Origin of the sequence: Alkalihalobacillus trypoxylicola (genome assembly GCF_001590785.1) — a bacterium.
GTDB lineage: Bacteria > Bacillota > Bacilli > Bacillales > Bacillaceae_D > Alkalihalobacillus > Alkalihalobacillus trypoxylicola.
The window spans coordinates 733,295-758,950 of record NZ_LTAO01000012.1; the positions used below are offsets into that span (position 1 = coordinate 733,295).

30 protein-coding genes and 1 pseudogene are annotated in these 25,656 nt (G+C 34.2%); 20 read left to right on the plus strand and 11 right to left on the minus strand.

Annotated features, from left to right (window positions below):
• Positions 1 to 69 precede the first annotated feature (69 nt).
• Positions 70 to 387 (plus strand): hypothetical protein, encoded by a 318-nt coding sequence (locus AZF04_RS10595; protein WP_061948663.1) that lies wholly within the window; start codon positions 70 to 72, stop codon positions 385 to 387.
• A gap of 43 nt (positions 388 to 430) precedes the next feature.
• Here the strand turns inward: AZF04_RS10595 and AZF04_RS10600 are convergent, their stop codons facing one another.
• Complete coding sequence (locus AZF04_RS10600; protein WP_061948664.1) at positions 431 to 1,282, minus strand: squalene/phytoene synthase family protein; 852 nt, start codon at positions 1,280 to 1,282, stop codon at positions 431 to 433.
• A 240-nt stretch (positions 1,283 to 1,522) separates the two neighbouring features.
• On the opposite strand from AZF04_RS10600, the gene AZF04_RS10605 reads away from it, so the two are divergent.
• The 4 genes from AZF04_RS10605 (at position 1,523) to AZF04_RS21775 (ending at position 3,866) form a co-directional block, all read left to right on the plus strand.
• A complete protein-coding gene (locus AZF04_RS10605; protein ID WP_061948665.1) occupies positions 1,523 to 1,816 on the plus strand; it encodes a hypothetical protein in 294 nt (97 codons plus the stop codon).
• Positions 1,817 to 1,869: 53 nt separating this feature from the next.
• On the plus strand, positions 1,870 to 2,691 hold the full coding sequence (locus tag AZF04_RS10610; RefSeq protein WP_061948666.1) for a DUF2268 domain-containing putative Zn-dependent protease: 822 nt from the start codon (positions 1,870 to 1,872) through the stop codon (positions 2,689 to 2,691).
• A gap of 113 nt (positions 2,692 to 2,804) precedes the next feature.
• Complete coding sequence (locus tag AZF04_RS10615; RefSeq protein ID WP_061948667.1) at positions 2,805 to 3,551, plus strand: YjbA family protein; 747 nt, start codon at positions 2,805 to 2,807, stop codon at positions 3,549 to 3,551.
• Positions 3,552 to 3,743: 192 nt separating this feature from the next.
• Positions 3,744 to 3,866 carry a hypothetical protein gene (locus AZF04_RS21775; RefSeq protein ID WP_268753418.1) on the plus strand — a complete coding sequence of 41 codons (123 nt, stop codon included), beginning with the start codon at positions 3,744 to 3,746 and terminating at the stop codon, positions 3,864 to 3,866.
• Between the two features lie 61 nt (positions 3,867 to 3,927).
• Here AZF04_RS21775 and trpS read toward each other — a convergent pair whose 3' ends face one another.
• Positions 3,928 to 4,920 carry a tryptophan--tRNA ligase gene (trpS, locus tag AZF04_RS10620; protein ID WP_061948668.1) on the minus strand — a complete coding sequence of 331 codons (993 nt, stop codon included), beginning with the start codon at positions 4,918 to 4,920 and terminating at the stop codon, positions 3,928 to 3,930.
• Positions 4,921 to 5,123: 203 nt separating this feature from the next.
• Here trpS and AZF04_RS10625 point away from each other — a divergent pair, with 203 nt between their 5' ends.
• A complete protein-coding gene (locus AZF04_RS10625; RefSeq protein WP_061948669.1) occupies positions 5,124 to 6,278 on the plus strand; it encodes an MGDG synthase family glycosyltransferase in 1,155 nt (384 codons plus the stop codon).
• A 197-nt stretch (positions 6,279 to 6,475) separates the two neighbouring features.
• Complete coding sequence (locus AZF04_RS10630) at positions 6,476 to 7,030, plus strand: TlpA disulfide reductase family protein (RefSeq protein ID WP_061948670.1); 555 nt, start codon at positions 6,476 to 6,478, stop codon at positions 7,028 to 7,030.
• A gap of 43 nt (positions 7,031 to 7,073) precedes the next feature.
• Here AZF04_RS10630 and AZF04_RS10635 read toward each other — a convergent pair whose 3' ends face one another.
• Positions 7,074 to 7,613, minus strand: coding sequence for an HD domain-containing protein (locus AZF04_RS10635; RefSeq protein ID WP_045488798.1), 540 nt, complete (start codon positions 7,611 to 7,613; stop codon positions 7,074 to 7,076).
• Positions 7,614 to 7,810: 197 nt separating this feature from the next.
• On the opposite strand from AZF04_RS10635, the gene trhA reads away from it, so the two are divergent.
• The 6 genes from trhA (at position 7,811) to spxA (ending at position 12,126) form a co-directional block, all read left to right on the plus strand.
• The gene (gene trhA / locus AZF04_RS10640) at positions 7,811 to 8,458 is read left to right on the plus strand and encodes a PAQR family membrane homeostasis protein TrhA (protein WP_045488795.1); all 648 of its coding nucleotides are present in this window, start codon (positions 7,811 to 7,813) and stop codon (positions 8,456 to 8,458) included.
• A gap of 348 nt (positions 8,459 to 8,806) precedes the next feature.
• A complete protein-coding gene (locus AZF04_RS10645; protein WP_061948671.1) occupies positions 8,807 to 9,037 on the plus strand; it encodes an excisionase family DNA-binding protein in 231 nt (76 codons plus the stop codon).
• A gap of 104 nt (positions 9,038 to 9,141) precedes the next feature.
• Positions 9,142 to 10,290 carry a putative glycoside hydrolase gene (locus AZF04_RS10650; RefSeq protein WP_082795321.1) on the plus strand — a complete coding sequence of 383 codons (1,149 nt, stop codon included), beginning with the start codon at positions 9,142 to 9,144 and terminating at the stop codon, positions 10,288 to 10,290.
• Positions 10,291 to 10,367: 77 nt separating this feature from the next.
• A complete protein-coding gene (locus AZF04_RS10655) occupies positions 10,368 to 10,949 on the plus strand; it encodes a GNAT family N-acetyltransferase (RefSeq protein ID WP_045488790.1) in 582 nt (193 codons plus the stop codon).
• A gap of 29 nt (positions 10,950 to 10,978) precedes the next feature.
• Entirely contained in the window at positions 10,979 to 11,110 is a 132-nt protein-coding gene (locus tag AZF04_RS21780) for a hypothetical protein (protein WP_268753419.1), read from the plus strand.
• A 620-nt stretch (positions 11,111 to 11,730) separates the two neighbouring features.
• Complete coding sequence (spxA, locus tag AZF04_RS10660) at positions 11,731 to 12,126, plus strand: transcriptional regulator SpxA (RefSeq protein ID WP_045488787.1); 396 nt, start codon at positions 11,731 to 11,733, stop codon at positions 12,124 to 12,126.
• Positions 12,127 to 12,267: 141 nt separating this feature from the next.
• Here spxA and AZF04_RS10665 read toward each other — a convergent pair whose 3' ends face one another.
• Positions 12,268 to 12,933: a TerC family protein gene (locus AZF04_RS10665; protein ID WP_061948672.1), complete on the minus strand. Its 666-nt coding sequence runs from the start codon at positions 12,931 to 12,933 to the stop codon at positions 12,268 to 12,270.
• Positions 12,934 to 13,250: 317 nt separating this feature from the next.
• Between AZF04_RS10665 and mecA the strand changes: the two genes are divergently transcribed.
• The 3 genes from mecA (at position 13,251) to pepF (ending at position 17,132) form a co-directional block, all read left to right on the plus strand.
• Positions 13,251 to 13,886: an adaptor protein MecA gene (mecA, locus tag AZF04_RS10670; protein ID WP_061948673.1), complete on the plus strand. Its 636-nt coding sequence runs from the start codon at positions 13,251 to 13,253 to the stop codon at positions 13,884 to 13,886.
• A gap of 129 nt (positions 13,887 to 14,015) precedes the next feature.
• Complete coding sequence (locus AZF04_RS10675; protein ID WP_061948674.1) at positions 14,016 to 15,227, plus strand: competence protein CoiA; 1,212 nt, start codon at positions 14,016 to 14,018, stop codon at positions 15,225 to 15,227.
• Positions 15,228 to 15,329: 102 nt separating this feature from the next.
• Positions 15,330 to 17,132 carry an oligoendopeptidase F gene (pepF, locus tag AZF04_RS10680; RefSeq protein WP_061948675.1) on the plus strand — a complete coding sequence of 601 codons (1,803 nt, stop codon included), beginning with the start codon at positions 15,330 to 15,332 and terminating at the stop codon, positions 17,130 to 17,132.
• 717 nt (positions 17,133 to 17,849) lie between these two features.
• On the opposite strand, the gene AZF04_RS10685 is transcribed toward pepF, so the two are convergent.
• The 5 genes from AZF04_RS10685 to AZF04_RS10705 form a co-directional block, all read right to left on the minus strand.
• On the minus strand, positions 17,850 to 18,740 hold the full coding sequence (locus AZF04_RS10685) for a ClpXP adapter SpxH family protein (RefSeq protein WP_061948676.1): 891 nt from the start codon (positions 18,738 to 18,740) through the stop codon (positions 17,850 to 17,852).
• A 57-nt stretch (positions 18,741 to 18,797) separates the two neighbouring features.
• The gene (locus AZF04_RS10690; RefSeq protein ID WP_061948677.1) at positions 18,798 to 19,181 is read right to left on the minus strand and encodes a globin domain-containing protein; all 384 of its coding nucleotides are present in this window, start codon (positions 19,179 to 19,181) and stop codon (positions 18,798 to 18,800) included.
• A gap of 184 nt (positions 19,182 to 19,365) precedes the next feature.
• The gene (locus tag AZF04_RS10695) at positions 19,366 to 20,055 is read right to left on the minus strand and encodes a lytic transglycosylase domain-containing protein (protein WP_235599957.1); all 690 of its coding nucleotides are present in this window, start codon (positions 20,053 to 20,055) and stop codon (positions 19,366 to 19,368) included.
• A gap of 120 nt (positions 20,056 to 20,175) precedes the next feature.
• Positions 20,176 to 20,703, minus strand: a complete 528-nt coding sequence (locus AZF04_RS10700; RefSeq protein WP_061948678.1) for a GNAT family N-acetyltransferase — start codon at positions 20,701 to 20,703, stop codon at positions 20,176 to 20,178.
• Between the two features lie 20 nt (positions 20,704 to 20,723).
• On the minus strand, positions 20,724 to 21,311 hold the full coding sequence (locus AZF04_RS10705; RefSeq protein ID WP_061948679.1) for a CYTH domain-containing protein: 588 nt from the start codon (positions 21,309 to 21,311) through the stop codon (positions 20,724 to 20,726).
• Positions 21,312 to 21,471: 160 nt separating this feature from the next.
• On the opposite strand from AZF04_RS10705, the gene AZF04_RS10710 reads away from it, so the two are divergent.
• From AZF04_RS10710 to AZF04_RS10725, 4 genes and pseudogenes are all read left to right on the plus strand, one after another.
• Positions 21,472 to 21,849 carry a UPF0738 family protein gene (locus tag AZF04_RS10710; RefSeq protein ID WP_061948680.1) on the plus strand — a complete coding sequence of 126 codons (378 nt, stop codon included), beginning with the start codon at positions 21,472 to 21,474 and terminating at the stop codon, positions 21,847 to 21,849.
• Positions 21,850 to 21,884: 35 nt separating this feature from the next.
• Positions 21,885 to 22,523, plus strand: a pseudogene (locus tag AZF04_RS10715) (GTP pyrophosphokinase).
• A 12-nt stretch (positions 22,524 to 22,535) separates the two neighbouring features.
• Entirely contained in the window at positions 22,536 to 23,327 is a 792-nt protein-coding gene (locus AZF04_RS10720; protein ID WP_045488760.1) for an NAD kinase, read from the plus strand.
• Positions 23,320 to 24,228 carry an RluA family pseudouridine synthase gene (locus tag AZF04_RS10725; protein WP_327020388.1) on the plus strand — a complete coding sequence of 303 codons (909 nt, stop codon included), beginning with the start codon at positions 23,320 to 23,322 and terminating at the stop codon, positions 24,226 to 24,228. Before AZF04_RS10720 ends, AZF04_RS10725 begins: the two co-directional genes overlap by 8 nt.
• 216 nt (positions 24,229 to 24,444) lie before the next feature.
• On the opposite strand, the gene AZF04_RS10730 is transcribed toward AZF04_RS10725, so the two are convergent.
• A complete protein-coding gene (locus AZF04_RS10730) occupies positions 24,445 to 24,870 on the minus strand; it encodes a DUF948 domain-containing protein (protein ID WP_061948681.1) in 426 nt (141 codons plus the stop codon).
• 21 nt (positions 24,871 to 24,891) lie between these two features.
• On the minus strand, positions 24,892 to 25,233 hold the full coding sequence (locus AZF04_RS10735; protein WP_045488754.1) for a DUF5665 domain-containing protein: 342 nt from the start codon (positions 25,231 to 25,233) through the stop codon (positions 24,892 to 24,894).
• Positions 25,234 to 25,656 lie beyond the last annotated feature (423 nt).

Genomic DNA, 25,656 nt, shown 5'->3' on the forward strand with positions numbered 1-25,656 from the left:
CTTCAAGTGACCAAACATTAGCTTTAAGTGTTGAATAATATAACGTAAAGATAGAAAGGAGTGAAGAAAATGTTTGGATACAACAACTATAACAACTATGAAACTAGAGGAGCTTCAGATTACAATAATGGCTGTAACTGTGAAACTTTCTTTAGACATGTTTCAAGAAATCAATTTGTTAAAGTTTTCTTAAAAGCTTCTAAACCAGTTAAAGGATTTTTTATTGAAGCAAATGGAAACGAAGCAACATTATTTAACTTTAATGATAAGTGTCATTCTGTTATTACAATTTGTTGTGATGATATTATTGCTGTAGAAGTAAGCCACAGTAACGATGATCAAAGATGTCATAGAGATGATGACAAATGTAAATGTCATGACAAATAATAAAAAATAAAAGAAACACCTCTATGGTGTTTCTTTTTTTTGCTCATGAAGAAAAATGCGATTCTTTTACTGCTTTTTGAACAAGATAGGCTACTTTTGTGCGGCTAAGCTTTGTTTTATTCTGTTCAATCGCTTCAATGGTACCGATCGCCAATTTTAATGGAATGTTGCAAAAAGCATGGATTTTACCAGATGGTATCGATGCCAAATAGCTTTCTGCTTTTTCAAGGTTCGAATAGGCATAATTCATCATATCATTCATTTCCCAACCATTTGGAAAGAAATCAATGCCTCTTTCGATATCCTCCGCTCGATTTCTAATCATATTTACAGCCTGTAAGCCTCTCCCAAAGGAAACAGCCAATTCCTCATCTGCTTTTATATCCTCGAACCAATCCCAAAGTTCATTCAATAAAAGCCCAACAATTCCAGCTACGTAGTATGTATAGTCATCTAAATCAGCTTCAGTGTTAATGACCCATTCCTTTTCTACCCATGAAGCCATTCCACCAGCCATCGTAGCCGTATATTCAATGACTTTATCGACTACAGAGTCTGGAGTAAGATGAATCCAGCAAGCTAAAGCCAAGGTAACGTGAGGTAGTCTATCGTTGTAGGGCTGGAATAATTGGGTTAACTCCCTCTCAAGAGTATCACTATTATTCCCGTGTTCCTTCAGTAAGTTTTCAATCGATTTTAATAGAAGAATTTTATCTTGACTATCTAACTCCGTATCATCCTCGATCTCATCAATGGCTCTCATGGCCAAGTATGCAGTGGCTACTCCCTCCTTTAACTCTTTAGGTAGGTAAGTGATTGGAATAAAAAAAGTTCGACTTGTCTCCTTTAGAACCTTCATGGCTTCTTTCATTGTCGTATTTGCAATCCGTGTCATTTCTCTTCACCCTCAAATCTTATACTCATTCTCATTTCGATAAATTCATACTAAGCCTATTATACATGTAGATCGACAAATGATCGAATGGTAACGATCATTTCCTATTTTCTAAATCATGCTAATACGTTGATATTTCATGAGAGGGATTAAGGTCGTTTTTAAGGAAAGAGACCATACGAAAAAAGTAGAGTAGCATAAGATATAAAAAACAGCTTCAAAAAGGAGTGTGTCATCTAGATGGACTGGAATCAATTGATGTGGGGAGTCAGCACATCAGAATGTGAAAGTGATGATTCAGAGAGAACAAATATAAAAAGTAAACGTTTGTTCCGCCGAGTAGCTAGAAATAGTTTTGTAACCGTTTATTTAAAAGCCTCAAGCACACTTTCTGGATATTTTATTCAAGAAGCAGACGATGAGGTAACTCTTATTCAATATAGCCATTTCAATCACTCTGTCATCAAAGTATGTACGAAGGAGATTGTAGCGGTAAAAGTTACAAACAAAAGAAAAAAACAAATTCAAAGCTGAAATGATTTTAATGCAGTTCACATATATTTAGTTAAAAGGAGGTCGTTTAACGAATGGGTGTTATAAATACGGAGAGATGGCTTTGTTATTATCTTAAATATTGGCATGAAAAAAAAGATAAGAAGCAGAAGCTTGACTGGCAAAGACAAATTTTAATACAACCATTAGAAAAGCGATTCTCTATGAAGGTAGAGGAAATTCATTCCTATTTTATGGACTTAGGTTTACCGAAGCCAGATTTACAGGTGGATGACCTAGTCACCCAATTTATTGAAAATAAAATTCTAGAATCAACAGAAACGTATTATCAAAGACTTTTAAAAGAGTGGAATGGACCAGATGTTCCTATTTATATCTTTCCACTGATTTCCTCAAATCAAAAAAAGCATGTTGATGAAAATAAAATGGGAGTTTCCTTTAGCGATTTCATTTGTTTATTTATCGAACCATTAATTGATGAGAGAGGGATTCAATCATTAATGACCCATGAATATCATCATGTTTGCAGATTAGCTCTCACGAACGAAACAGAGGAAAAAATCACACTACTTGAGTCAATCGTCATGGAAGGATTAGCAGAAGCAGCAGTAAAAGAAGAGGTAGGTACGGAACATGTAGCCAATTGGATGACACGATATAATGAAGAGTTTTGTAGAGGGTGGTTTGAACGTTTGATTCAACCAAATTTGTTGATGCAAGGTAGAAAGAGTTATCATGAATTATTATTTGGAGATAGAACGAAGCAAATTCCCGAAATGATTGGTTATGCTGTTGGATATTATTTAATTCAATCCGTAGTGAAAAAAGAAAAAATAAAAACAAAGGAACTGTTAAAGCTTTCTTCCAATACCCTTTATGAGCTTTCGGGTTGGTAAGTGCTTTTCATATAGTCATAACGAATTCAATTTAGAGTAACGATGTGGAATAAATTGGTTAACTATTGACCATACTTAAGGTACAATTCTTTTCTATGTTAGGAGGAGTATCAATGGTCCAAATGAGAGATGTTTGGGTAAATTGGTTTGAGGGAGAAGAAAATGGTTATAATGTTTGTCCTTTTTATGAGTGGCGTAGTGAGGACCGGGTAGAGGTTTTAGATCAGGTTATTGTCATAAAAGTGACAGAGGCATTGTTTCATTACATTGAAAATGATTTAGCAGATTTACCTGAATATTTATTAAAAGCCGTTCATAATCAAAGCTATTTAAGAAAAAATATGACAAGGATCCAATTAGATTATTGCTTTATTGCTACGGATGGAAACCGAATCATTGCAGTAGATACAATGGGTTATAAAACCCCCATACGAAAAAGCAGACTTTCTCCGAGACAGGAGCAGCTTGTTTATGAAGTATTGGAACAAAACCATTGTGAATATTTCGAGATGGAGTTACCTTACGAAGAGAAGGAATTTCATCTTCTATCACCACATCCAAATGAAATGAATGGTTTAACAAGAAAAGAGCGTCAGATGAAACAGATATTGTATATGACTTTAGATCAATTATTTACAAGTGGTGATGATGCAGAAATTCGCTATTGGTTTACAGAATGGGCACCTCAATCCTATCGTTCCATTCAGAAAATGTCTAAAGAAGAGGTCATGGAAAATATGTATCAGGATATAAAAAGTGGTTGGAGTAATAGGCATCACCAATTATGTCAATCATTAGTTAAAGGACAAGCATTTTTTGAGAAATTATGGGATTTAGAACAGGGTGAAAGTGTTAAATAAACTGGGTTCCTATTTAATGATCTCCCCAAAAACCCTAGTGGTTTACTTAATCAGAGGCTTATATTAATATATAGTAGAGATAAAATGTGAAAATAATGTTATAAATAACGAACAGTAAATTTTTTAGCATTGTTGTAGGGTTTAAATCTGCTATAATAGACAAGAATAAGCTTAAAGGAGGGGAGTCTGTCCATGGAAAATTGGGATGGTTTTGCTCGTCTAGTCATGCAAATTTTTACGGTTGTTTTATTAGTAGGAACTGTAGGATTATCATTTTTTGTTGGTAAAATAATGAGAAGAAATAGTGGATATTAAAAAAAACGGGTATCGCTCAGAAGCGAACCCGTTTTTAATTTGGTTTGGAATCATAACCGTTTTATCTTCGTTGCTTTCGACCAAGTCCCATTGCATTTTCCGCTTTTTTGATCATTTTTTGAGCAACAAAGTCTGCTTTTTGAGCGCCTTGGTCAAGGATTAAATCTAATTCATCAGAATTTAATAATTCATGATATTTCTTTTGGATAGGCTCTAATTCTTCAATGATTACTTCAGCTAGTTCTTGCTTGAAGTCCCCATATCCCTTATCTTCATAACGTTTCTCTATTTCTTTAATAGAGAGCTTTGAACAAAGTGAATAAATCGTTAATAAGTTGGAGATTGCGGGTTTATTCTCTCTGTCAAATTTTATTTTACCATCAGTATCAGTTACTGCGCTTTTCACCTTTTTACGGATGACATTCGGTTCATCAAGCATAGAAATAAAGCTTTTAGGGTTTGGGTTGGATTTACTCATTTTTTTGTGAGGGTCGTTTAATGACATAATTCTAGCGCCGACCTTTGGGATTTTCACTTCTGGAATAGTGAAGATATCATTAAATTTTTTATTGAAGCGCTCGGCTAAATCTCTTGTTAATTCTAAATGCTGCTTTTGATCCTCTCCGACAGGGACAATATCGGTTTTATATAGAAGTATATCCGCAGCCATTAATGGTGGGTAAGTTAATAATGAAGCAGAAACGGCTTCTTTGCCCTCTGACTTATCTTTAAATTGAGTCATTCTTTCTAATTCTCCAATGTAAGCAACACACTGCATCAGCCATCCTAATTGTGCATGCGCAGGAACTTCAGATTGGATAAATAAAGTCGATTGATTTGGATTAATTCCAACAGCTAGATAAAGAGCAGCTAAACTGCGTATGTTTTCTCTTAGCGTCAAACGGTCTTGTGGTACCGTAATCGCATGTTGGTCAACAATACAAAAATAGCAATTGGCCTCATTTTGCATCTCAACAAAATTCTTCATGGCTCCTAAATAATTTCCTAATGTTAGTGTTCCACTTGGCTGTATACCTGAAAAAACAGTTTTCATATATGGGTACTTCCTTTCCAATTGACATCATCTCTATTTAATGAATGTTATAAAAGTAATATTTCTCTTTATTTATCTTATTATCTTAACGGAATCCATTTAAAACGTAAACAACTGTAGGACAATTATGAAAATTAGCGAATAATTTTCCTTCTAACTTGTATATTAAAAACAAGACTACTTTTTAGGAGAGATGGAAAAACATGAATAATCGTCCACTTATCTTTTCCGCTTCAATTGGACAAGGACATTATCAAGCGGCTCTATCTTTACAAAAGCAAATGCTTACAGATCAACACTTTCACCCTGAAATTATCGACGTTTTTGAAGGAGCACATCCGTTTGTTACTAACTTTATTAAGCGATCTTATCTATGGGTGATTCAGAAAAGACCAGAAGTTTGGAAAAAAATATATGTGGAAATGGATAGCTTTCAGTTTTGGTTAAAGAGAGTTTTGAACGCTTATGTAAAAACATTTGCGAAGTTACTAAATGAAAAGCAGCCTCCTTTTATTATTTCCACACATCCAATCTCTACTTGGTTATTAGGCTTAGTGAAGGAGTTTTCAAATAATAAGGTTCCACTATTTAGTGTTATTACCGATTTTTCCTTCCATAGAGCTTATTTAATTAAAAATGTTGATGCTTATTTTACAGTAGATGCTACTACGTTAAATTTAAATATAATGATGGATACAGAAATAAAACCGATGATTTTTAATACAGGAATTCCTTTTCCGAGTAAGCTTTCCATGCAAAATCAACTTGATATCCGGAAGAAGCTTCAAATTCCAGAAAATAAACGTACTATTCTCATTGCAAGTGGTGGCGAAGGGTTATTTGATTTTGTAAAAATTATCTCTTTGTTACAAACTTTACCCTTTGCTGTCACCATTATATGTATGGTGGGATTTAATCAATCTATCGTTCAAAAAATCAATAAGGTGTCTTCAAAGCATGAGATTATTATTCACCATTTTACGGATTCTTTCTTGGAATTTGTCCAATGTAGTGATGTAATGATTTCGAAAGCAGGGGGATTAACTCTCAGTGAAGCTTTAGCTTCGGGAACTCCTTTAATTATTTATCGGCCAATAGCAGGTCACGAAGAAGAAAATGCGTTAATCTTAGAAAATTGGGGTGCTGCTTTATACGCAAGAAACCAAAAAGATTTAATTAACTACATTCGAGATATGCTCGCTGATTCATCCAAACGAGAATCTTTAGTAAGATCGGCTCAAAAATATAAAAAACCTCATGCTTCAAAAGAAATTATGGAGCATATTTATCATCATTATGGTCAGCAACGCGTTTTTTGCGACGCTCTACCAAACGTAGCATCCATAATACAAAATTAATTATTATTAACGGATACATGAGCCAAGCGTTTACAACATCATTTATGTAAGAATAAATAATTGTAATGACTAAAGGGATAAGCGCAATGATTTGATATATTTGAATCTTGGTCATTTTTTTATTAACCTCCTTGTCCTCAGTACTCTTCATTATAAAGAATTTTGAACAGCAATTAAATAAAAAAGGGAGTTTATCTATGTTTAATCAGAAAAGAAAAAGGATTTTCTTGTTAGGAACGATTTTAATCGTAAGTTTTTTATATACACAAATTGAGTACTTATTTTCACATGTAGAAGAGACGATTGCTGCAGAAAAAGTAGGGGTGAATATTGAAGACTTTGCCCCGAATATAGTTGGTGAAACATTAAATGGAGAGTCCTTTGAATTAGAAAAACTAAGAGGGAAAAAAGTTATTTTGAATTTTTTTGCTACCTGGTGCTACCCATGTCAAGAGGAGATGCCTTTAATTTCTAGACTTATTCAGCATTTACCTGCGAATGAAATAGAATTTGTAGCTATAAACTTAACAAGTCAAGAAAATAGTATGAAGGATATAACTCCTTTCTTGAACCATTTTAAAGCAGAACTTGATCCGGTTCTAGATGTAGATGGAGATATCATGAACACATATCGGATTATTGGAATACCGACTACATTTATACTTGATGAAGAAGGGATGATTATCGAAAGGGTAGATGGACCATTAACGAAGGAATTAATTGAAAGAGTTTTGTCAGTTTCCATTCATTAATATACAAAAACTGCCTTTACAGTATAAACTGAAGGCAGTTTTTTTATGAAGAATCTTTTTCTAAAAGATTACGATTCATTTTATCTGAAACCATTTGGTCAAGAGTCGATAGCATTTTTTTAGCTTTAGATGGAGAGATGGTTCGGTAGTGATGGTTTCCTGCTGGTTCTTCATCAGCTTGGTCGGCTAAATGAACAACTTCCTGTAAAGGAGTAAGCTGTAAATTCCCTTTTGGTAAATAAGAATCTGTATGCAGAAGAATAGCTAAGGAAATATCCTTCGCATTTTTGGGATGCTCACCTAAACGAATTAAAAGCTTATGTGCCCTTTCAGCTCCTTTAATGGCATGGATATCGTTTGCTTTATATAAACTAAAGTCCCATTCACCATCTCTATACCAAGTATAATGGCCAATGTCGTGAAGTAATGCAGCCTTTGTGGCTAGATCAGGATTCACCTTATGTTTTCCAGATAAATGAAAGGCATGATATGCGCATGAGATTGCATGTGCCATACCAGACCGATTGACATATTTTTGGGTAATATGATGATGATAAATATCCATTAATGTTACATATCTCATAAGCGAAATCTCCTTTCTCTTTTTTAATTGGTTTAATTTTCTAACAGTAAAAAATTATATTTTTTCTATTATATAGAGATCCTATAATGGATGCAACTATTAAAAGATCCCATTTTTAAATTAACCTGTAGGTGACTTTCTTCTAATCAATGTTCTCTGTTATACTAAGAATACTCAAAGGAAAATGAGGTGAGCTTTTGGCAACAACACATACCTTCTCGAAATCAGAAGAAATAGCTAATGCCATTACACATGGAATTGGAGCGGTTTTAAGTGTAGCAGCGTTAGTATTGCTAATTATTTATTCAAGTCTTTATGGCTCTGCCTGGCATATCGTAAGTTTTTCCATTTATGGTGTGACGATGCTACTTCTTTACCTATCATCAACACTACTGCATAGTTTGCCCAGAGGAAAGGGAAAAGATGTTTTTGAAATATTAGATCATGCGGCCATTTACTTATTTATAGCAGGAACCTATACACCTATCACTTTAGTAATCGTTCAAGGTACACTTGGCTGGGCGCTGTTTGGAATCGTCTGGGGATTAGCTATTGCAGGAATCATTTTTAAAGTGTTTTTTGTAAAAAAATTTTTATTTGTGTCTACATTTTTTTATATCGTGATGGGATGGATGGTCGTTTTTGCTTTTCAACCGATCTTATCGTACCTGCCTTTTCCTGGTATCGTATTATTAGTTTCTGGAGGCCTGTGCTATACAATAGGGACGATTTTTTATTTGTGGCGCGGCTTTAAATACCATCATGCAATATGGCATTTGTTTGTATTAGCTGGAAGTGTTACACATTTCTTTGCTATCCTATTATATGTTTTACCCGCTAGATGACATCCTAAATCAATCTTTTTGATTTAGGATTTGTTTTTAGATGAGTGAATCTCAACATTAAGTGAAACCAACCATTCAATATAAAAAATGTGTTGAATCGTTGTGAATACACTCGGTGATTGTAACGGTAGGTAGTGACTCCCAAAGGATGAGCGCCGTTTGAAGATCCACTCTGACGAAGCCTTGCGTAGTCGGAGTTAGCTGAAGACAAGCCCTTGGGAAAGCATCTACCTAAAGTGGAAATCAAACACCTAATCGTTTGGTTTTCATTATAAGATAGGAATGATGAAATTGATTCACATACATAAATGTTCAACCATTTTATTTACGTAGAGGAGGGGGGAGTCGTTGTACATAACGATTGGAGAATTAGCAGATTATTTAGGGGTGAGCGAGAGATATTTATTTGAAAGAGTTCATAACGGGAAAATTCAAGCCGTTTACGATGGACAACAATACCTTTTTAATAAAACTCAATTTTCTTGGCATAAAGAACAGCTTGACCTGAAAAGAAAACAATTGAAGCTAGAATTAGAAGAAGAATTACCAGAAGATTGGGATGCTAAAGATGAGGATTAAGAGACACACTAAAATGAATAAAAAATGTGTTAAAAAAGGCAGTGATAATTGTGGGGAAAAAATGTTATATACTAATACCTTTTTGTCTATTAGTTGTTTTAATAATGTCCATTTCTGCGGATGCACAGTCTGATTTATCAAATGTAAAAGAACATCCACAGAAACAAAATAGTAAAGAAGCCTTACAGCTACCAGAATCGCTAGTGAGATTTACTACACACACAAGCTTAGATATTCCATATCCAGAGGATGGTGTTAGAGGGATTTATGTGACAGGTAATTCAGCTGGTGGTCAAAGGTTTGATTCATTAGTGAATTTAGTTTCAACAACTGATTTAAACGCAATGGTTATTGATATTAAAGAGGATCATGGTTATTTAACGTATCGTCCTGAGGAGGATTCTCCCTATTATGATATATCTAAAAACTATATTGGGGATATAGAAGGGTTAATGAAAAGGCTGGAAGAAGAAAATATTTATCCAATTGCCAGAATTGTCGTATTCAAAGACACCGAATTAGCCGAGAAGAAGCCTGAGTGGTCCTTTTTAGAAGATGATAAGGTATGGAAGAATAACCGAAATGAAGCTTTTGTTAATCCATTTCTAAAAGAAGTATGGGAATACAATGTTGATATTGCTAAAAAAGCGGCAGAATTAGGGTTTAAGGAAATACAGTTTGATTATGTTCGTTTCCCAGAAGGCTTTGAAAGAAGAGATGAAGAACTCCGTTACGATGTAGGAGACTACTCAGGTGGGGATGGAGATCAAATCCAAAAAAGAGTACAAGCTGTTACTGATTTTGTTGCTTTTTCTAGAGAAGAATTAGCCAAATATGATGTGGACGTTTCGGTCGATATTTTTGGATATGCTGCTACGATTAAAGAGGCACCAGGTATAGGACAAAACTTCTCGAAAATATCCGAAAATGTAGATGTCATTTCATCGATGATTTATCCGAGTCATTGGACCCCTTATTTTAATATTGATAAGCCAGATTTGTACCCTTATGAATTAACAAAAGAATATGCAAAGGTTGAAAATGAAGTGCTAGGTGCTTTAGACAATCCGCCGATTTCAAGACCTTGGATTCAAGACTTTACAGCAAGTTGGTTAGGGCAGGGGAATTATATTCCTTATGGGGTAGAAGAGGTAGAAGCTCAAATAAGAGCATTAAATGAACAAGGCATTAGTGAATTTTTGCTATGGAATGCAGGGAATTCTTATACAGAAGGCGTTAACTACAAGCCATAACACTCTAAAATAGAGGTTTATACTCCAATAAAAAAAGGAATTAAAAGCAGCATGAAAAGATATCGGAGGCTAAGAATATGAATTGGTATGAGAAATTAAATCAATATTTCCCCATTGAGGAAATGAAATCGAAAGAACATTTAGATTTATTATTAAAGGAAAAGGCAGAAATTTATTATAAAGATGAAGGACAAAATCATGTTATGATGTATGTAGAAACGGATGATTTTATATTTGTTGATTATTTATTCGTTTCAAAGGAGGCTAGAGGACAAGGGTTAGGAAAAAAGCTGTTAAATCAGCTTAAATCAAAAAAAAAGCCTATCATCTTAGAAGTTGAGCCTGTCGATTATTCAGATACAGATACGGAAAAGAGACAAAATTTTTATAATCGTGAAGGTTTCACTCATGCAAAATCTATTGGTTATAAAAGGCGCTCTCTGGCAACAAATGAAGTAAATGAACTTGAAATTTTATATTGGGCTCCCGATAATGAATCTGAAAAAGTGATTTATGACCAAATGAAGCAAACCTATGAAATGATCCATACGTATAAGGATGAGCTTATTTATGGGACAGCTTATGAGTCAGTAGATGAAGTATTAACCTTTGAAGAAAAAAAGAAAAAACAAGCATCGGATCAAGTAACACCATCATAGATTAAAGTATAGGTGGAGGTGTTTTGTCCATGAGGAAAAAAGATAAGAAAAAAAAGGAAAAAAACCAAGTCATTAAAGAACTTTTGAAGAAAAATCTCAAAGGATTAAAAGTTAAAGGAAATAATCAAGCGAGACCATCATTTAATAAAACGATCGCTTAAAACTATATAGATGAGTGAATTTCATCATTGCTCTAAAGTGAATGAAACCGAACGCTTATTAAAAAATATGTCTTGAATGATTTTGAATTTACTCGTTGATTGAAACGGTAGGTAGTGACTCCCAAAGGATGAGCGCCGTTTGAAGATCCACTCTGACGAAGCTCTGCGTAGTCGGAGTTAGCTGAAAACAAGCCCTTGGGAAAGCATCTACCTAAAGTGGAAATCAAAAACCAAATTGTTCGGTTTTCATTATAAGATATGCATGATGAAATGGATTAGATAATAAGAGGTTTATAAACCGGCTTCTTATTATTCGAGGAGTGAAATGGATTTTCCATTTCACTTTTTTTCTTAACTAACAATAGTTTATCAAAAAAAGTGGATGAAATATGAAAAAAATGTGGCTGAATTAAGTAAATCCTTACATAATAAAAAAAACTTTCTAAACATATATGTTTAGAAACATATTTTTAGTATAATAGGTTTATAGTATTATGATAAAGGGTAAAAACCATATAGAAATCATGTGATGATATTCTTTTATCGTATATTTATCTACATTTATTAAATGATTAGTATTATTAAGATAGATCTCATTTTTGGAAGGAGAGGTCCATATTATGGTCACACTACTTACATCGCCAAGCTGTACTTCTTGTAGAAAAGCAAAAGCATGGCTAGAAGAGAATCAAATCCCTTTTGAGGAGCGTAACATTTTTTCAGCACCATTGTCCGTTAAAGAAGTTAAGCAAATTGTAAGAATGACAGAGGATGGAACCGATGAAATTATATCAACTCGCTCAAAAGTTTTCCAAGATTTAGATGTTGAAGTGGAATCACTACCTTTACAAACATTATTTCAAATTATTAGTGATAATCCAGGATTACTTAGAAGACCAATCATTTTTGATGAAAAGCGCCTTCAAGTAGGTTACAATGAGGCTGAAATTCGTCGTTTCTTACCTAGAAAAGTTAGAACTTTTCACTTACAAGAAGCTCAAAAGCTGGTTAATTAATGATGTAAAAAAAGCACAAAGTATGGGTATGATTAATAATATATATGAATAATAAGTCAAAGTTCGTATAGAGCAATTATGAGCAATATACGAACTTCTGACTACAAGATAAAGCCATCCAAACGGAGGGCTTTTAAACATTTAAACAGAAATTTCTTGTCGACTTTTAATAATCCATCCACCTATAAGAACTCCAATTATTAACGAAATTTGGAATACTAATTTAAAGGTAGGTGCATGAATAAAAAGTGGAGCTAGCATAGGCTCATGAATAATCATTTTAGAGGCAGTAAAGGCTAATATACCAGCGCCGACATATATAATTTGTGGGTAAACATCAAATGCTTTTAAAATAAGCTTACTTCCCCACAAAATGATGGGCACAGAAACCAAAAGTCCAATAATGACTAATAAAGTATTTCCATGCGCTGCTCCTGCAACGGCTATTACATTATCGAAACCCATTATACAATCGGCAAATATAATGATTTTGATGGCTGCTAAAAGTGAGGTAGAACCTTTAATTTTGGGATCATCATGAGAATTCAATAATAGTTGAAAGGCGATAAACGTGAGTAGACCACCACCTATTGCCAATAAAAAAGGAATAGAAAGCAAGTGAACAGCAACGACTGTTAATCCCATTCGAATTATAATAGCAAGAAGAATTCCGAGTACCATAGCCTTATTTCTTAACTCTTTAGGAAGATTACGGCATGCTAAGGCAACGACGATAGCGTTATCTCCACCTAAAACGATATCTACGCCTATGATGGTTAGTACAGAAAGTATGAACTCTAAATCCATTTTTTTCTCATTCCTTTTTTATCAAGTTTTTCCAAATAGAATATTTCTAAACGAAATAATAGCTATTTAAGCTTGTCTATAATAAACATATATTGAAACTTTCAGCAGAATATGATAACAATACTTATAATATCTTTTTAATTAATGTAATTAATTGAATTGATTTGCTTTTCTTTAGTAGTCGTTTTATCATAAAATGATAGTAGAAAGAAATTTACAGAGTATGAAACCTAAAAAAAGGGTATAGCGAATTAAACACAATTCATTTGCATACCGTTAGCGTTTGAATGACCTAATTGATAGGAGGGGGAGCGAGCATGGATATTGAGCGCGTGAATGATTCAACAATTAAATTTTATATTACTTATGCGGACATGGAAGACAGAGGATTTGATCGCGAAGAAATTTGGTATAATCGAGAGCGTGGCGAAGAGCTCTTCTTTGAAATGATGAATGAAGTAAATGAGCGTGACGAATTTGTATTGGACGGACCATTATGGATTCAAGTTCATGCATTAGATAAAGGTTTAGAAATCGTAGTGACAAGAGGACAAATTTCAGATGGGCATGTAAAGCTTGAAATACCTGTCACTCAAGAGGAAGAGGACCTCAACAGTGCTGAGGATGAAGACGCTATTCATGAAGTGGATGACCCAGAATATATTGAGTTAATTCTTGGTTTCTCAGATATAGAGGATGTCATTTCATTGAGTCACAGCTTTGAAAATGAAGAAGTTGAGAATGACTTATATTACTTTGAGGGAACTTATTACCTTCACACCTTATTTCATTACGAGCGTTTCTCTGAAGATGAACAGGATGATATGTTAAGTCAGATGCTTGAGTTCGGGTATGAATCAGATATTTCGATTCATCGTATTTTAGAATATGGAAAAGAAATTATGTCTGAAAAAGCATTGTCTAAACTAAAGCAGTCATTTCCTATGAAGTAAAAAGATTAAAGTAATCTTCATCTAATAAAATAAAGTTAGTTACTAGCATTCAGCTGGTAGCTAGCTTTTTTGTTCGTTTTAAAAAGGAAAAAAATAATTTTTATCGAATAAAAAGGAGTAAATGAATAGATGGGAGGTTTTATAAAATTGCTAACGGCGTATTTACCTAATGAAACAAAAATATCAATGCTCGATCAATGGAAGCTGAAGGAGCTCCAAGCTTTAAGAGGAAGGGTAGACTTCACCTGTCCTATATGTCGAAAAACAGTCATATTAAAGCTGGGAAGTAAAAAAATATGGCATTTTGCTCATAAAAAAGAGGAAAATTGTAAATTACACCTAGAAAGCGAATCAAATTATCATTTACAAGGGAAGATAGATATTTATCATTGGTTAAAAAATCAGGGATATCAGGCAGCGCTAGAAGTTTACCTGCCCATTATAAACCAAAGACCGGATATTTTATTAAAAAAAGATTCTAAACTTTTTGCGATTGAGTTTCAATGTTCGTCCGTACCATTAGCTAATATTCAAAAAAGAAATAGGGGCTATAAGCAAATAGGAATAACTCCAATTTGGATACTTGGCGCCAACCGATTAAGAAGGAAAACGTCTGATACTTATCATGTTGAGTCAATAGAATGGGAAATGATGATAGAATCAGGAATAAAGTTACAATTAATTTATTATTGTCCAGAAGCTAAGAAGTGGGCATTACTGCAAAACATCATATCTTATTCCTCAAAAAAAGCTTTAGCTAATTTGAAAGTCTACCCCTACAAAGAAGTGACCTACTCCCTTTTATTTCAATCACCTATATCTCAAGTTCCACTAAAAAATTGGTTAACCATTAGAAAACAATGGCGTAAACACTTACCATTAAATCAACGAAACCTACTTATGAAAAATTATTACCACCTATTATATCAAAGAAAAGTTCCCCTCTCCTTATTTCCACTGGAAGCTGGATGGCCGACTCCTTATCATTATCAATTAGAATGTTCACCCCTCATTTGGCAAACTTTTTTTCTGTTAAATTGCCTTGAGTATCAACCTCTGTTTAAATCTATATCGTTTACTTTTTTTTACCAATGGTTGTTAACCTTTATTCATTCCAATCGTCTTTTGATCAGGTTTGAAGAGAAGCCACTAATTAAAAAGATGTTAATTTTTTATTTGGACTGGCTTTGTGAGGTAGGATTATTGAGTAAAGAAAGTGATTTTGGTAAAATTTATACAAAGCTCAAGCCGATTACAATCCCTTCAAGCCTTGAAGAGGCGATACAATATGATGCTAAATGTCTCCCTTTATTTATAAATACCTTCAGGAGAATTAATTAAAATGTAATAAAGGACTTTAGCTATTATAATCGAATGTCTATAGTAGAGCTTTTTTTAGTATATTGGAACATCAAATATAATGTACTGGTGGAGGTGCCGATTATGGCAAAAGTATTACCTAAAAGACAAGATATACCCGTTGAGAAAACATGGGATTTAGAAGACATTTTTGAAACCGATGAATTATGGGAGCAGGAATATCAAGAAATCAAAGAGAAAATGCCCGAACTACAACAATATAAGGGAAAATTATCACAATCTGCCCAAGTTTTATATGAAGCACTAGAAGCTGAACATCAATTATCGGAAAAGCTAGGGAAACTGTATACATATGCGCACATGCGCTATGATCAAGATACAACTAACTCTTTTTATCAGGGTTTAGATGACCGTGTCAAATCCTTAGCTGCTCAATTCGGGCAAATTGTGTCTTATATTGTGCCAGAATTGCTCTCAATTGAAGAAGAAAAGCTTGAACGTTTTATCCAAGAACATGAAGGCTTAAGCTTATATAAGCAAATGCTGGATGAATTAAATGAACAAAGAGCTCACGTGTTATCGGAGGCAGAAGAAGCTCTTCTAGCCCAAGCAAGTGAGGTTACAAGTAGTGCAAGCAATACCTTTGGAATGTTAAATAACGCTGATCTAAAATTTCCTGTGATTAAAGATGAGAATGGGGAAGATGTACAAATTACTCATGGACGTTATATTCGTTTCTTAGAGAGTAGCGACCGCAATGTACGAAAGGAAGCGTTTCAATCCGTTTATAAAACATATGGCTCTTATCAAAATACGTTTGCTTCTACATTAAGCGGTCAAGTAAAACGAAACACCTTTTATTCAAAGGTTAGGAAGTATGAATCGGCTAGACAGGCAGCTTTGAGCAAAAATCATATTCCAGAAGTAGTTTATGATCAGTTAGTTGAAACGATTAATGAGCATCTTCATCTATTGCATCGATATGTAAAATTAAGAAAAAAAGTATTAGGTCTCGATGAGTTGCACGTCTATGATCTTTACACACCTTTAATAAAAGATGTGAAAATGGAGATCCCTTATGAAGAAGCCCAACAATTAGTATTAAAAGGAGTGGAGCCTCTTGGAGAAGAGTATGTCTCCGTATTAAAAGATGGCTTTTCAAAAAGATGGGTAGATGTGGAAGAAAATGAAGGGAAAAGAAGTGGTGCTTACTCATCTGGAGCTTATGGTACGATGCCATATATCTTAATGAATTGGCAGAATAACATAGACAACACTTTTACATTGGCTCATGAATTTGGCCACAGTCTGCACAGTTATTATACACGTAATCATCAGCCGTATGTTTATGGAAATTACACTATTTTTGTTGCAGAAGTAGCTTCAACTTTGAACGAAGCACTTCTAAATGATTACCTAGTTAAGAATACAAAGGATGAAAAACAAAAACTCTATTTATTAAATCATTTCTTAGAAGGTTTTAGAGGAACAGTCTTTAGACAAACGATGTTTGCTGAGTTTGAACAACTTATCCATGAGAAGTCAGCCAGTGGAGAGGCTCTTACACCTGACCTTCTTACAAGTCTTTATTATGATTTAAATAAAAAGTATTTTGGAGATGACATTGAAATGGATCAAGAGATTGGTCTAGAATGGGCTAGAATTCCTCATTTTTATTACAATTTTTATGTTTATCAGTATGCAACTGGCTATAGTGCAGCGACTGCATTATCTAAACAAATTTTAGAAGAGGGTCAGCCAGCAGTAGATAGATACCTTGATTTCCTTAAAGCTGGAAGCTCACAATCTCCAATTGAGGTACTAAAGAAAGCAGGAGTTGATATGACTTCATCTGAGCCAATTAAGCAAGCTCTAAAAGTATTTGAAGAAGCATTAAATGAAATGGAACAATTAATTGGAGAGTAAATAATCAGGGACAAGAGCTGAGTTTAGATGAGCTCTTGTAGCGAAGCTTGAAATGCTGTGTCATGAATGCATGAACAAATAACCTACAGGGCCTACCTTCTTATAAAAAAAGGTAGGTCCTGTTTCATTTTTTGTAGATTCTCTAAAAAATACGGTAATGTAGCACATACAGCAGATACAAGGTGCGAAGTTTCCATGTATGAAGTTGGCCAAGCCGTAATTCGGCGCCATCTCATCGGGTTCTGAGTGTCATAGGAGAGCGAACAGCAGGAGAGCCTAAAACGGTTGAGTTTCTTATTCATACCCATTATCTCAGCTTCTTTTTTAAAAGCCTTTAAATTTTCTTTTCGTAGGTGAAAGTGGTGAAAGTGAGAAAAAAATAGAGAAAAACAGTAAAGGAAAAGCAAGCCATTTGGGGAAGATATGCAAGAAAGATAATAGAACTAAATAAAAGCTGAATATAATGGCTATACAAGCAGTCATATTTTTCAATAGCTTCATTAGATGTCACTCCTAATATTAAAAAAGGCTTCATCTAATTCTATGCATTTTACCAAACTTTTAAGACAACTTTACCACAGATATGACGAAAAACTGAACGTTAAAGAGATAGCATTGTCACATGAAGAAGGATTTGATATTCTAATAATGTGAAGCACATCACATTCTCTCCCCCATAGAGAATAAAAGAGCGAACCGATTCGGTTCGCTCTTTATTTATGAGTCAGTAGGAATATATCGCCAAAACATCCCATGTTTAACGGAGACCTTTTCTACTTTTTGTTGTAGGACAAGTTGCTTTAATGTTTTTTCTACTTCATCTGTTGTTAAATCGAAAACAACGGCAATTTCCACGGTTGCTACAAATTCATATTTTTGTATGAACTGTTCAATGGACATCTTCGGTGCCTTTTTAGGAATAAAACCAAGCATTTCGGTTAATATTTGTACATAAATATCATAAGCATAGCTACCTGAAATTTTAATTCCATCCTCTTCGACATTGTCATTAAAGAATACAAAGGTTGGAGTACTATCAACATTCATTTCGCTAGTGGAGATCATATCACAGCTCAATGCCTGTTTAGCACTATCAGAATATAAATCTTTAATAAATTCCTCTACATCTAAATCAGCATCTTGACTGCATTCCTTTAAAATGTAGCTATTAGTGACATCCTTCTTTTCAAGAAAAAGCTTCTCTCTCAGCTTTCTTAAAAATTTCGCCCCTGCCTGCGGCCCTTGTAGCTCAGCTGCTTTTATTGCAAGTGAAGCTAGATAGGGAGAATCCCATTGATTCTGCTCTAACCAAAAATCACCATCACAGCACATCCCTGATTTCGAAGCAACCATATTCCAAAAATTTGATAATTGGGCTTTTCGTTCTTGGACTTTTTTCGGATCTTGACAGCTATTCCAAGCTTTTATACCACCAGCCAATAAAATTCGAATTCGAAAGTATGGTCCATATTCAATCTTTAATTTTTTTATAATCGGCTCAAAAGACCAGCATTCAGGACATAAAGGGTCAATAAAAGCATAAATTTCTATAGGCTTTGTTGAATGATTGGAAGAAGATTCAGTTGGATCAAGACCACAAACGCCCATTATGTTATTGCATGTTTGATTTTTTTAGGATTCAATGGTCATTCTCCTTTCTATCCTTTATGCTTGATGGTTTACCATATGATGAGCTGTCATGGTAAGGCGATTTAGCATATACTCGCGAATATTTTTTTCAATTTGACAATCATCCATTGCCTTCTTCATGCAATCAAGCCATGCCTCTGCTTGAACTGAAGTAATGACAAAAGGCATATGCCTTGCTCTTAACATAGGATGACCATGTTCATTAGTATATAGTGAAGGTCCACCTAGAAATTGTGTTAAAAATTGAATTTGTTTTCTTTTTGTTTCCGATAAATCATCTGGAAATAAAGGAGCTAAATCAGGATGCTGGGAGACATAGCCGTAGAACGTATGAACGAGCTTCGATAATACGGCTTCACCTCCAAGCGCTTCGTATGGAATTTCAACCCTATCTGACATGGGAATTCCTCCTATAAAAACAATATAAAGTATCAAGAATGGGAGCATTGTTATTTTACATGAGATTTACTAAACTGTCCCATAATTTGCTTTGTTCTAATACACATTGTAGCAATTGAATGTTCATACGGCAAATAATCAAGCTTTGAACACAAAAATAAGACAAGAATATTTCATTCTTGTCTTAGGATAAATAGGTGTTCATAACCTTTGGCACATAATTTTGTGTTTCTTTAAAAGGAGGAATTCCTCCGTATTTATCGACATTTCCTGGACCTGCATTATAAGCCGCTAAAGCTAACTCAGGGTTTTCGTTATAGCGATTTAACATATTTCTTAAATATTTGGCTCCGCCCTCAATATTTTGTTTTGGATCAAAAATATTCGTTACTCCAAGGCTTCTAGCTGTTGCTGGCATTAGTTGCATTAATCCTGAAGCACCTGCATGACTTTGTGCATTTGGGTTAAAGTTAGATTCGTGTTTTATGACAGCATAAAGTAGTTTAGGTGGTAGCTTATATTTTTGAGCAGCTTCATTTATAAGCTGCTGATATTGATTAGAAGGTGCAGCTTGATTCGAAGTGCTTTGGTTTAGTGAGGCTTGAGGTTGACTTACTGTGTTTGTGATAGAACCAAATTCATTCGTTTTATCAAACCAAAATGGCATCATCGCTTGAGATGAATGGAAGGAATTTAAAAATAAAGATTCGCTTTGATCCATCAGCGGTGATTGAACATGAAGGGCTTCTGATAAAAACGTTTGAAACCTTTTAGCGTCAACACCTTCTGAGCTGTAGCGTTGTTGCTCTTGAACTTTTTGTATTAAATTAATCGTATGCTGACTATTATTTGTAGAAAAAATCGAATGATTCATTTTGTTCACTCTCCAACAGTATGCTTATAGTTAAATCGTATCAGATAATGGACGACTTAAATATCAGACTTTTATACTAAGATGTGACAAGAACTATGAGGTTTGGCTGTAATAGGTTTCTCATTTTAAGTCAGATAAAAGCATCCCAAAAACAATACTATCTGTCCATTCATTTTTGCTCCAATAATCTTGAACAAAATAAGCTTCCTGTCTCATACCGATGCGTTCACAAACCTTTTTAGAAGCGGTATTTCTAGCGTCTAGGGTTGCTTGAATACGGTGTAATTGAAAATCGGCAAATAATTGGTTTGCTAAACCATTCATGGCTTCTGTTGCATACCCTTTTCCATTTTCATCTTTGGAAAAACAATACCCAACTTCAACGGTATCCTTCATAGAAGTATACCAAATCGATAAATCCCCGATTGTTTTTGAAGAGGAGGTTACTACCGCCAAGCTTAATGCATTATTTTTACTTAATGTGCTATTTTCAAGCTTTTTCTCAAATTCCATCTCTTTATTTTCGCTGGTCCAATGCTCATGTAAAAGATATTTACATGTAAGCTCGTCTTTGTAAATAGTATAAACATCTTCAATATCTTGCTTTAGAAACGGTCTTACTGTTAATCTTTCAGTCGTAAAATTCATAGTTTCTCCTTTTATTGATTTTATAGAGTCTTACTTTTTTGTACTTGCTCATAAAATCGTTGTATTTTGTTTTTAGTTTTAAGAGGTTTGAGGCCAATAGAGTGTAGTAGGTTTTCTAGAGTATGAATGGCGTGTTCTCTTGAATAACCTTCGAATTCTATTTCATAATCTTCCACACCAGCATAAATACTTTTATCAAAACATAAAAGTCCTTGATTATAGGATAATTCTGCTCGATAGGTTTTTAACATTCCTAAATAATGAAAATGCCAAGTATCAGTTGATAGTTTATTCAACTGTTCTAGTACTTTTCCTTGAGGTAGCTTTCCTTCTTTTTTTAGCTCGTTAAATTGAGGTAGGTTCAAAGGTTGATGAGTTTCTAATAGTCCATCTGGGTGTGGCTGTTTTAAAGTTAATTGATAGGTATCATTTTTTAATCGCACTCTTAATGCTGTATGATGATTTTTTAAAATCATACCGCTTGTGTCAAAATAATGGTTTTCCTGTAAAATAAAATCTTTATTAGAAAGCTGCCATTTTTCTACTAGTATTTCAAAGCCATCTTTACTAAGAAGCGATTTTTCTTCAATCTCAATTTCTTCTGTCATAAGGAACCACTTCCCTCTATTTTTTCTTTATAATATCACACATTGCCTTAATCCTCTCAATCAATAGAATAGAAGTAGACAATCGTATAAGAAGCATGGAAAATATGATAAAATAAAGCGGAGATATTAGGTAGGCATGGAGAGGTTGTGAAAAGGATAGATGAGTAAATTAATCGTCAATCAAATAAAAAAACAGGATAACAAAGCCATTTTAATTTTAGAACACGAAGTTGAGGAGGCTATTGCAATCCATTTAAAAGATGGTGAAAGGATGTTAGTTGATTCTGATAATCAAGCTTTTATTTATATCCTTGAAGATACTGAACAGTACTTTTACCTAGTATTACAACATGATTTATGGTTAGATTTAGCCAATATACTGAAAGAAAAAACAGCTGTACACATTCAATTAAATGAACAAATCATGATTGAATTAAAACAAATTCATCATGAATTCGAATTTTTATTAGATAATATTAAGGGGAATGGAAATTACGCCATTGAATTTGAACAAAACGTTGTAAAAAGCTTTACATAAAATCGAGCTATGTTAGTTAAATGGATGGTGGTTGAATGAGAAAGTGGGAAATGCTATTAACACCGTATAAACAAGCCGTTGATGAATTAAAAGTAAAACTAAGAGGAATTAGAGAACAATATCAAAAGTCATCTTAGCATACACCGATTGAATTTGTTACGGGAAGAGTTAAACCTATTTCAAGCATTATTGATAAAGCTAATAGAAAAAATATTCCTCTTGGTGAATTAGAGGAAAAGCTTCAGGATATAGCAGGAGTAAGAATTGTCACACAATTTGTTGAAGATATTGAAACAGTTGTGGAATTGATTCGAAAACGCAAGGATTTTGAAATTGTTGAAGAGCGTGACTATATTGATCACAAGAAACCTAGTGGATATCGCTCTTATCACATGCTATTGAATTATCCTGTTCAGATGATTACAGGAGAGAAGAAGATTTTAGTAGAGCTTCAAATCAGAACGATGGCCATGAACTTTTGGGCTACGATTGAGCATTCATTACGTTATAAATATAGCGGAGAAATACCTGAGAATATTAAAATGAGATTACAAAGAGCCTCTGAGGCGGCGTTTTTATTAGATGAGGAAATGTCTATTATTCGTGATGAGGTAAGAGAAGCACAAAAAATCATTTCTGAAAAACAAGAGCAAAGTCGTAAAGAACAACTATAAAGGAGGAAGTAAATGAAGGTAACCGTTACTTCTCGTGGAGACGACGTTTCCAATACTTTAAAGCGACAAATCGAACAATATTTATTAGATTTTGGTTTATATATAAATGAAGAGGAGCCTGATTTAGTCATTACAGTGGGGGGGGATGGCACTTTATTACAAGCATTTCATGATTATAGCCACCGTTTAGAATATACAGCATTTGTAGGTATACATACTGGACATCTCGGCTTCTATGCAGATTGGATCCCAGAAGAGGTCGAAAAGCTAGTGATTCACATAGCTAAAACCCCTTATCATGTTGTGGAGTACCCTTTACTTGAAGTAATGATACAAACAGCTGAAGAGAAAGAATATAGACATCTTGCCCTAAATGAATGCACCGTAAAAAGTATTGAAGGCTCCCTTGTCAGTAGTGTAGATATTAAAGGAGATACTTTTGAAATTTTCCGTGGAGACGGTCTATGTATATCGACTCCATCAGGAAGTACCGCTTATAATAAAGCGTTAGGAGGAGCGATTTTGCATCCTTCATTAGCCTCCATTCAGATAGCTGAAATGGCTTCGATTAACAATCGTGTTTATCGTACAGTAGGTTCTCCACTTGTATTACCGCAGCATCACACATGTTTGTTAAAGCCATTAAATGATGTGGCTGTTCAAGTGTCTATTGATCATTTTACGCCTGCTTTTAATCAAATTAAATCGATTCAATGTCGTGTGGCTGACGAAAAAATTCGATTTGCACGCTTTCGACCTTTCCCATTTTGGAAGCGAGTAAAGGAGTCATTTATTGGTGAATGAACAGCCTAGGTTGAGATGGCAAATTACCATGAAAGAAAATGGCCTTTTACTAAGGGATTTTTTAGTGGTCGAACAACAAATTTCCAAAAAATCATTAGCACGGATTAAGCATGGTGATGGCTGTATTTTAATCAATGGAACAGAAAAAACGGTTCGGTATGTTGTTCAAACTGGTGATATGGTTGAATTGATTTTACCTACAGAAACACCAAGTTCTTCTATTACGCCTGAAAATATAAAATTAGATATACGTTACGAGGATGAGCATTATTTAGTTTTAAACAAACCAGCCAATATGAATACGATTCCTTCAAGACAACAATCAACTGGATCTTTGGCAAATGCGGTGCTTTTTTATTATGAACAAAAGAAAATCGCAGCCACCTTTCATGCTGTCAATCGACTTGATCGAGATACATCTGGCTTGTTAATTGTCGCGAAGCATCAGCTAGCACATGATAAGCTTTCTAAGCTTCAACAGGAACATAAGGTTCACCGTATTTATGAAGCTATTGTAGAAGGGAAGGTAACTCCTCTTAACTGTATGATTAATATTCCGATTAGAAGAAAGAAAACGAGTATTATCCAAAGAGAAGCTCATTCTTCAGAAGGACAGCATGCAGTGACCCATTACAGAGTCATCAAACAAAATGAACAATATTCTCATGTAGAAATAAAGTTAGAAACGGGAAGAACGCATCAAATTAGAGTACATTTTTCATTTCTTCATTATCCTTTATGTGGTGACGATTTGTATGGAGGAAGTTTGCGATGGATTACTCGTCAGGCTCTTCATTGTAAAGAAGTTCGCTTTTGGCATCCCTTTATAAAAGAAGAAATAAAGGTACAGGCTAGCTGGCCGGATGACCTTCAAAATCTATACGAGTTGGTTGGATTATGAACTAGTGCCGAAACAAAATAGAAGAAGGACCTGTGACAAATAGTGAGGAACACGAACTGTCAGTTTCTCCGGTAGTTCTTTCTCTTAAAGCTTTCCTGTTCTGTGGGGTGTAGCAAAAAAATTTTTGAATGTGCATCCTTTATGTACTTACTAAGTTTCAACAGGACCTTCCTTCTACTCAAAAGAAGGAAGGTCCTGTTTAATATTCAAAATAGATTAGACAGTAGGTCTGCTTTTCTTTTTCTTTAAATAATAGAATAGGATTAGAGCTCGAACAAATCCTTTAGCTTTTTTGTTATTTGCTTCGTTAATACCTTCTTTCATAATAAGTGATTTTTTATCTGTGTAATCAGCAAGAGTAGAGCTAACATGATGAGAAGCTTTACCTACCTCCTCAATCGTATCAAATATTGGATTTAACTTTCTCACTTTTTCATTAACATCTATAAGAGTTTCATTTGTATTATAGAGGATTAATTTTACTTCGCCCGTTAATTCATTTAAGCTTTCCTCAGTTTGTGATACTACTTTAGCTGTATTTTCGAGGGTGGCAGTTATTTTTTTGATAACTGGAATTAAGATGATAAGAAAACCAGCAAATACAAGAGATATGATAAATACACCAATTCCTAACCAATTCATGAGATTACCTCTCCTTTTTTGTTATTGTCTATATGATTCTACCATTTCTAAAAAGTTAGCGACCCATTGCCCAACAATAGGTAAAGAGATCATTTGGGTTAAAAGTAGGATAAATAGTCCAATAAATATAGCGGTACCAAGTGTGAGCCCTACCCCTCTAGAAATCCCTGCAAGAATATTTACTTTAATAACCTCACGTTTATTCGTAAAGTGAAGGACAATGTCATCTATACGACCATTTGTTGTCATTTCTTCTAGCTTATCCACGATCTTTTCAAGCTTTTCTTCGGATTTAGAAGACTGATGATTAGAACGATTAGAAGGAGTAACCATTCTTGTTTTTTGTTCCTTGGAAAAACTCATGTAGCATTCCTCCTTTCGAAAACTTATTTCTACCATCATACCCGTAATTTTCTGAAGTAAAACGATTCTCTTATTAAAGAGATACTATTATCTAAATTTGATAATAAAGTTGGATTTAAAAATAGATTTATCTGCACTTCTTATATATAATGGTAAAATATTGGACTTCTTTATTGATTTGAGTGAATTTCATCATTGCTCTATAAGTGAATAAAACCAAACATTCATTATAAAAAAAGTCTTGAATGTTTGCGAAATCACTCGTAGATTGTAACGGCAGGTAGTGACTCCCGAAGGATGAGCGCCGTTCGAGGATCCACTCTTACGACGCTTTTCATAGTTAGAGTTAGCTGAAAACAAGCTCTTAGGAAAGCATCTACCTAAAGTGAAAATTAAAAACAAAATCGTTCGGTTTTCATTATA

Coding starts and splice junctions, on each gene's coding strand:
- AZF04_RS10595 (WP_061948663.1), top strand. CDS start 70: ATGTTTGGATACAACAACTATAACAACTATGAAACTAGAGGAGCTTCA.
- AZF04_RS10600 (WP_061948664.1), bottom strand. CDS start 1,282: ATGACACGGATTGCAAATACGACAATGAAAGAAGCCATGAAGGTTCTA.
- AZF04_RS10605 (WP_061948665.1), top strand. CDS start 1,523: ATGGACTGGAATCAATTGATGTGGGGAGTCAGCACATCAGAATGTGAA.
- AZF04_RS10610 (WP_061948666.1), top strand. CDS start 1,870: ATGGGTGTTATAAATACGGAGAGATGGCTTTGTTATTATCTTAAATAT.
- AZF04_RS10615 (WP_061948667.1), top strand. CDS start 2,805: ATGGTCCAAATGAGAGATGTTTGGGTAAATTGGTTTGAGGGAGAAGAA.
- AZF04_RS21775 (WP_268753418.1), top strand. CDS start 3,744: ATGGAAAATTGGGATGGTTTTGCTCGTCTAGTCATGCAAATTTTTACG.
- trpS (WP_061948668.1), bottom strand. CDS start 4,920: ATGAAAACTGTTTTTTCAGGTATACAGCCAAGTGGAACACTAACATTA.
- AZF04_RS10625 (WP_061948669.1), top strand. CDS start 5,124: ATGAATAATCGTCCACTTATCTTTTCCGCTTCAATTGGACAAGGACAT.
- AZF04_RS10630 (WP_061948670.1), top strand. CDS start 6,476: ATGTTTAATCAGAAAAGAAAAAGGATTTTCTTGTTAGGAACGATTTTA.
- AZF04_RS10635 (WP_045488798.1), bottom strand. CDS start 7,613: ATGAGATATGTAACATTAATGGATATTTATCATCATCATATTACCCAA.
- AZF04_RS10650 (WP_082795321.1), top strand. CDS start 9,142: ATGTCCATTTCTGCGGATGCACAGTCTGATTTATCAAATGTAAAAGAA.
- AZF04_RS10655 (WP_045488790.1), top strand. CDS start 10,368: ATGAATTGGTATGAGAAATTAAATCAATATTTCCCCATTGAGGAAATG.
- AZF04_RS21780 (WP_268753419.1), top strand. CDS start 10,979: ATGAGGAAAAAAGATAAGAAAAAAAAGGAAAAAAACCAAGTCATTAAA.
- spxA (WP_045488787.1), top strand. CDS start 11,731: ATGGTCACACTACTTACATCGCCAAGCTGTACTTCTTGTAGAAAAGCA.
- AZF04_RS10665 (WP_061948672.1), bottom strand. CDS start 12,933: ATGGATTTAGAGTTCATACTTTCTGTACTAACCATCATAGGCGTAGAT.
- mecA (WP_061948673.1), top strand. CDS start 13,251: ATGGATATTGAGCGCGTGAATGATTCAACAATTAAATTTTATATTACT.
- AZF04_RS10675 (WP_061948674.1), top strand. CDS start 14,016: ATGGGAGGTTTTATAAAATTGCTAACGGCGTATTTACCTAATGAAACA.
- pepF (WP_061948675.1), top strand. CDS start 15,330: ATGGCAAAAGTATTACCTAAAAGACAAGATATACCCGTTGAGAAAACA.
- AZF04_RS10685 (WP_061948676.1), bottom strand. CDS start 18,740: ATGGGCGTTTGTGGTCTTGATCCAACTGAATCTTCTTCCAATCATTCA.
- AZF04_RS10690 (WP_061948677.1), bottom strand. CDS start 19,181: ATGTCAGATAGGGTTGAAATTCCATACGAAGCGCTTGGAGGTGAAGCC.
- AZF04_RS10695 (WP_235599957.1), bottom strand. CDS start 20,055: ATGAATCATTCGATTTTTTCTACAAATAATAGTCAGCATACGATTAAT.
- AZF04_RS10700 (WP_061948678.1), bottom strand. CDS start 20,703: ATGAATTTTACGACTGAAAGATTAACAGTAAGACCGTTTCTAAAGCAA.
- AZF04_RS10705 (WP_061948679.1), bottom strand. CDS start 21,311: ATGACAGAAGAAATTGAGATTGAAGAAAAATCGCTTCTTAGTAAAGAT.
- AZF04_RS10710 (WP_061948680.1), top strand. CDS start 21,472: ATGAGTAAATTAATCGTCAATCAAATAAAAAAACAGGATAACAAAGCC.
- AZF04_RS10720 (WP_045488760.1), top strand. CDS start 22,536: ATGAAGGTAACCGTTACTTCTCGTGGAGACGACGTTTCCAATACTTTA.
- AZF04_RS10730 (WP_061948681.1), bottom strand. CDS start 24,870: ATGAATTGGTTAGGAATTGGTGTATTTATCATATCTCTTGTATTTGCT.
- AZF04_RS10735 (WP_045488754.1), bottom strand. CDS start 25,233: ATGAGTTTTTCCAAGGAACAAAAAACAAGAATGGTTACTCCTTCTAAT.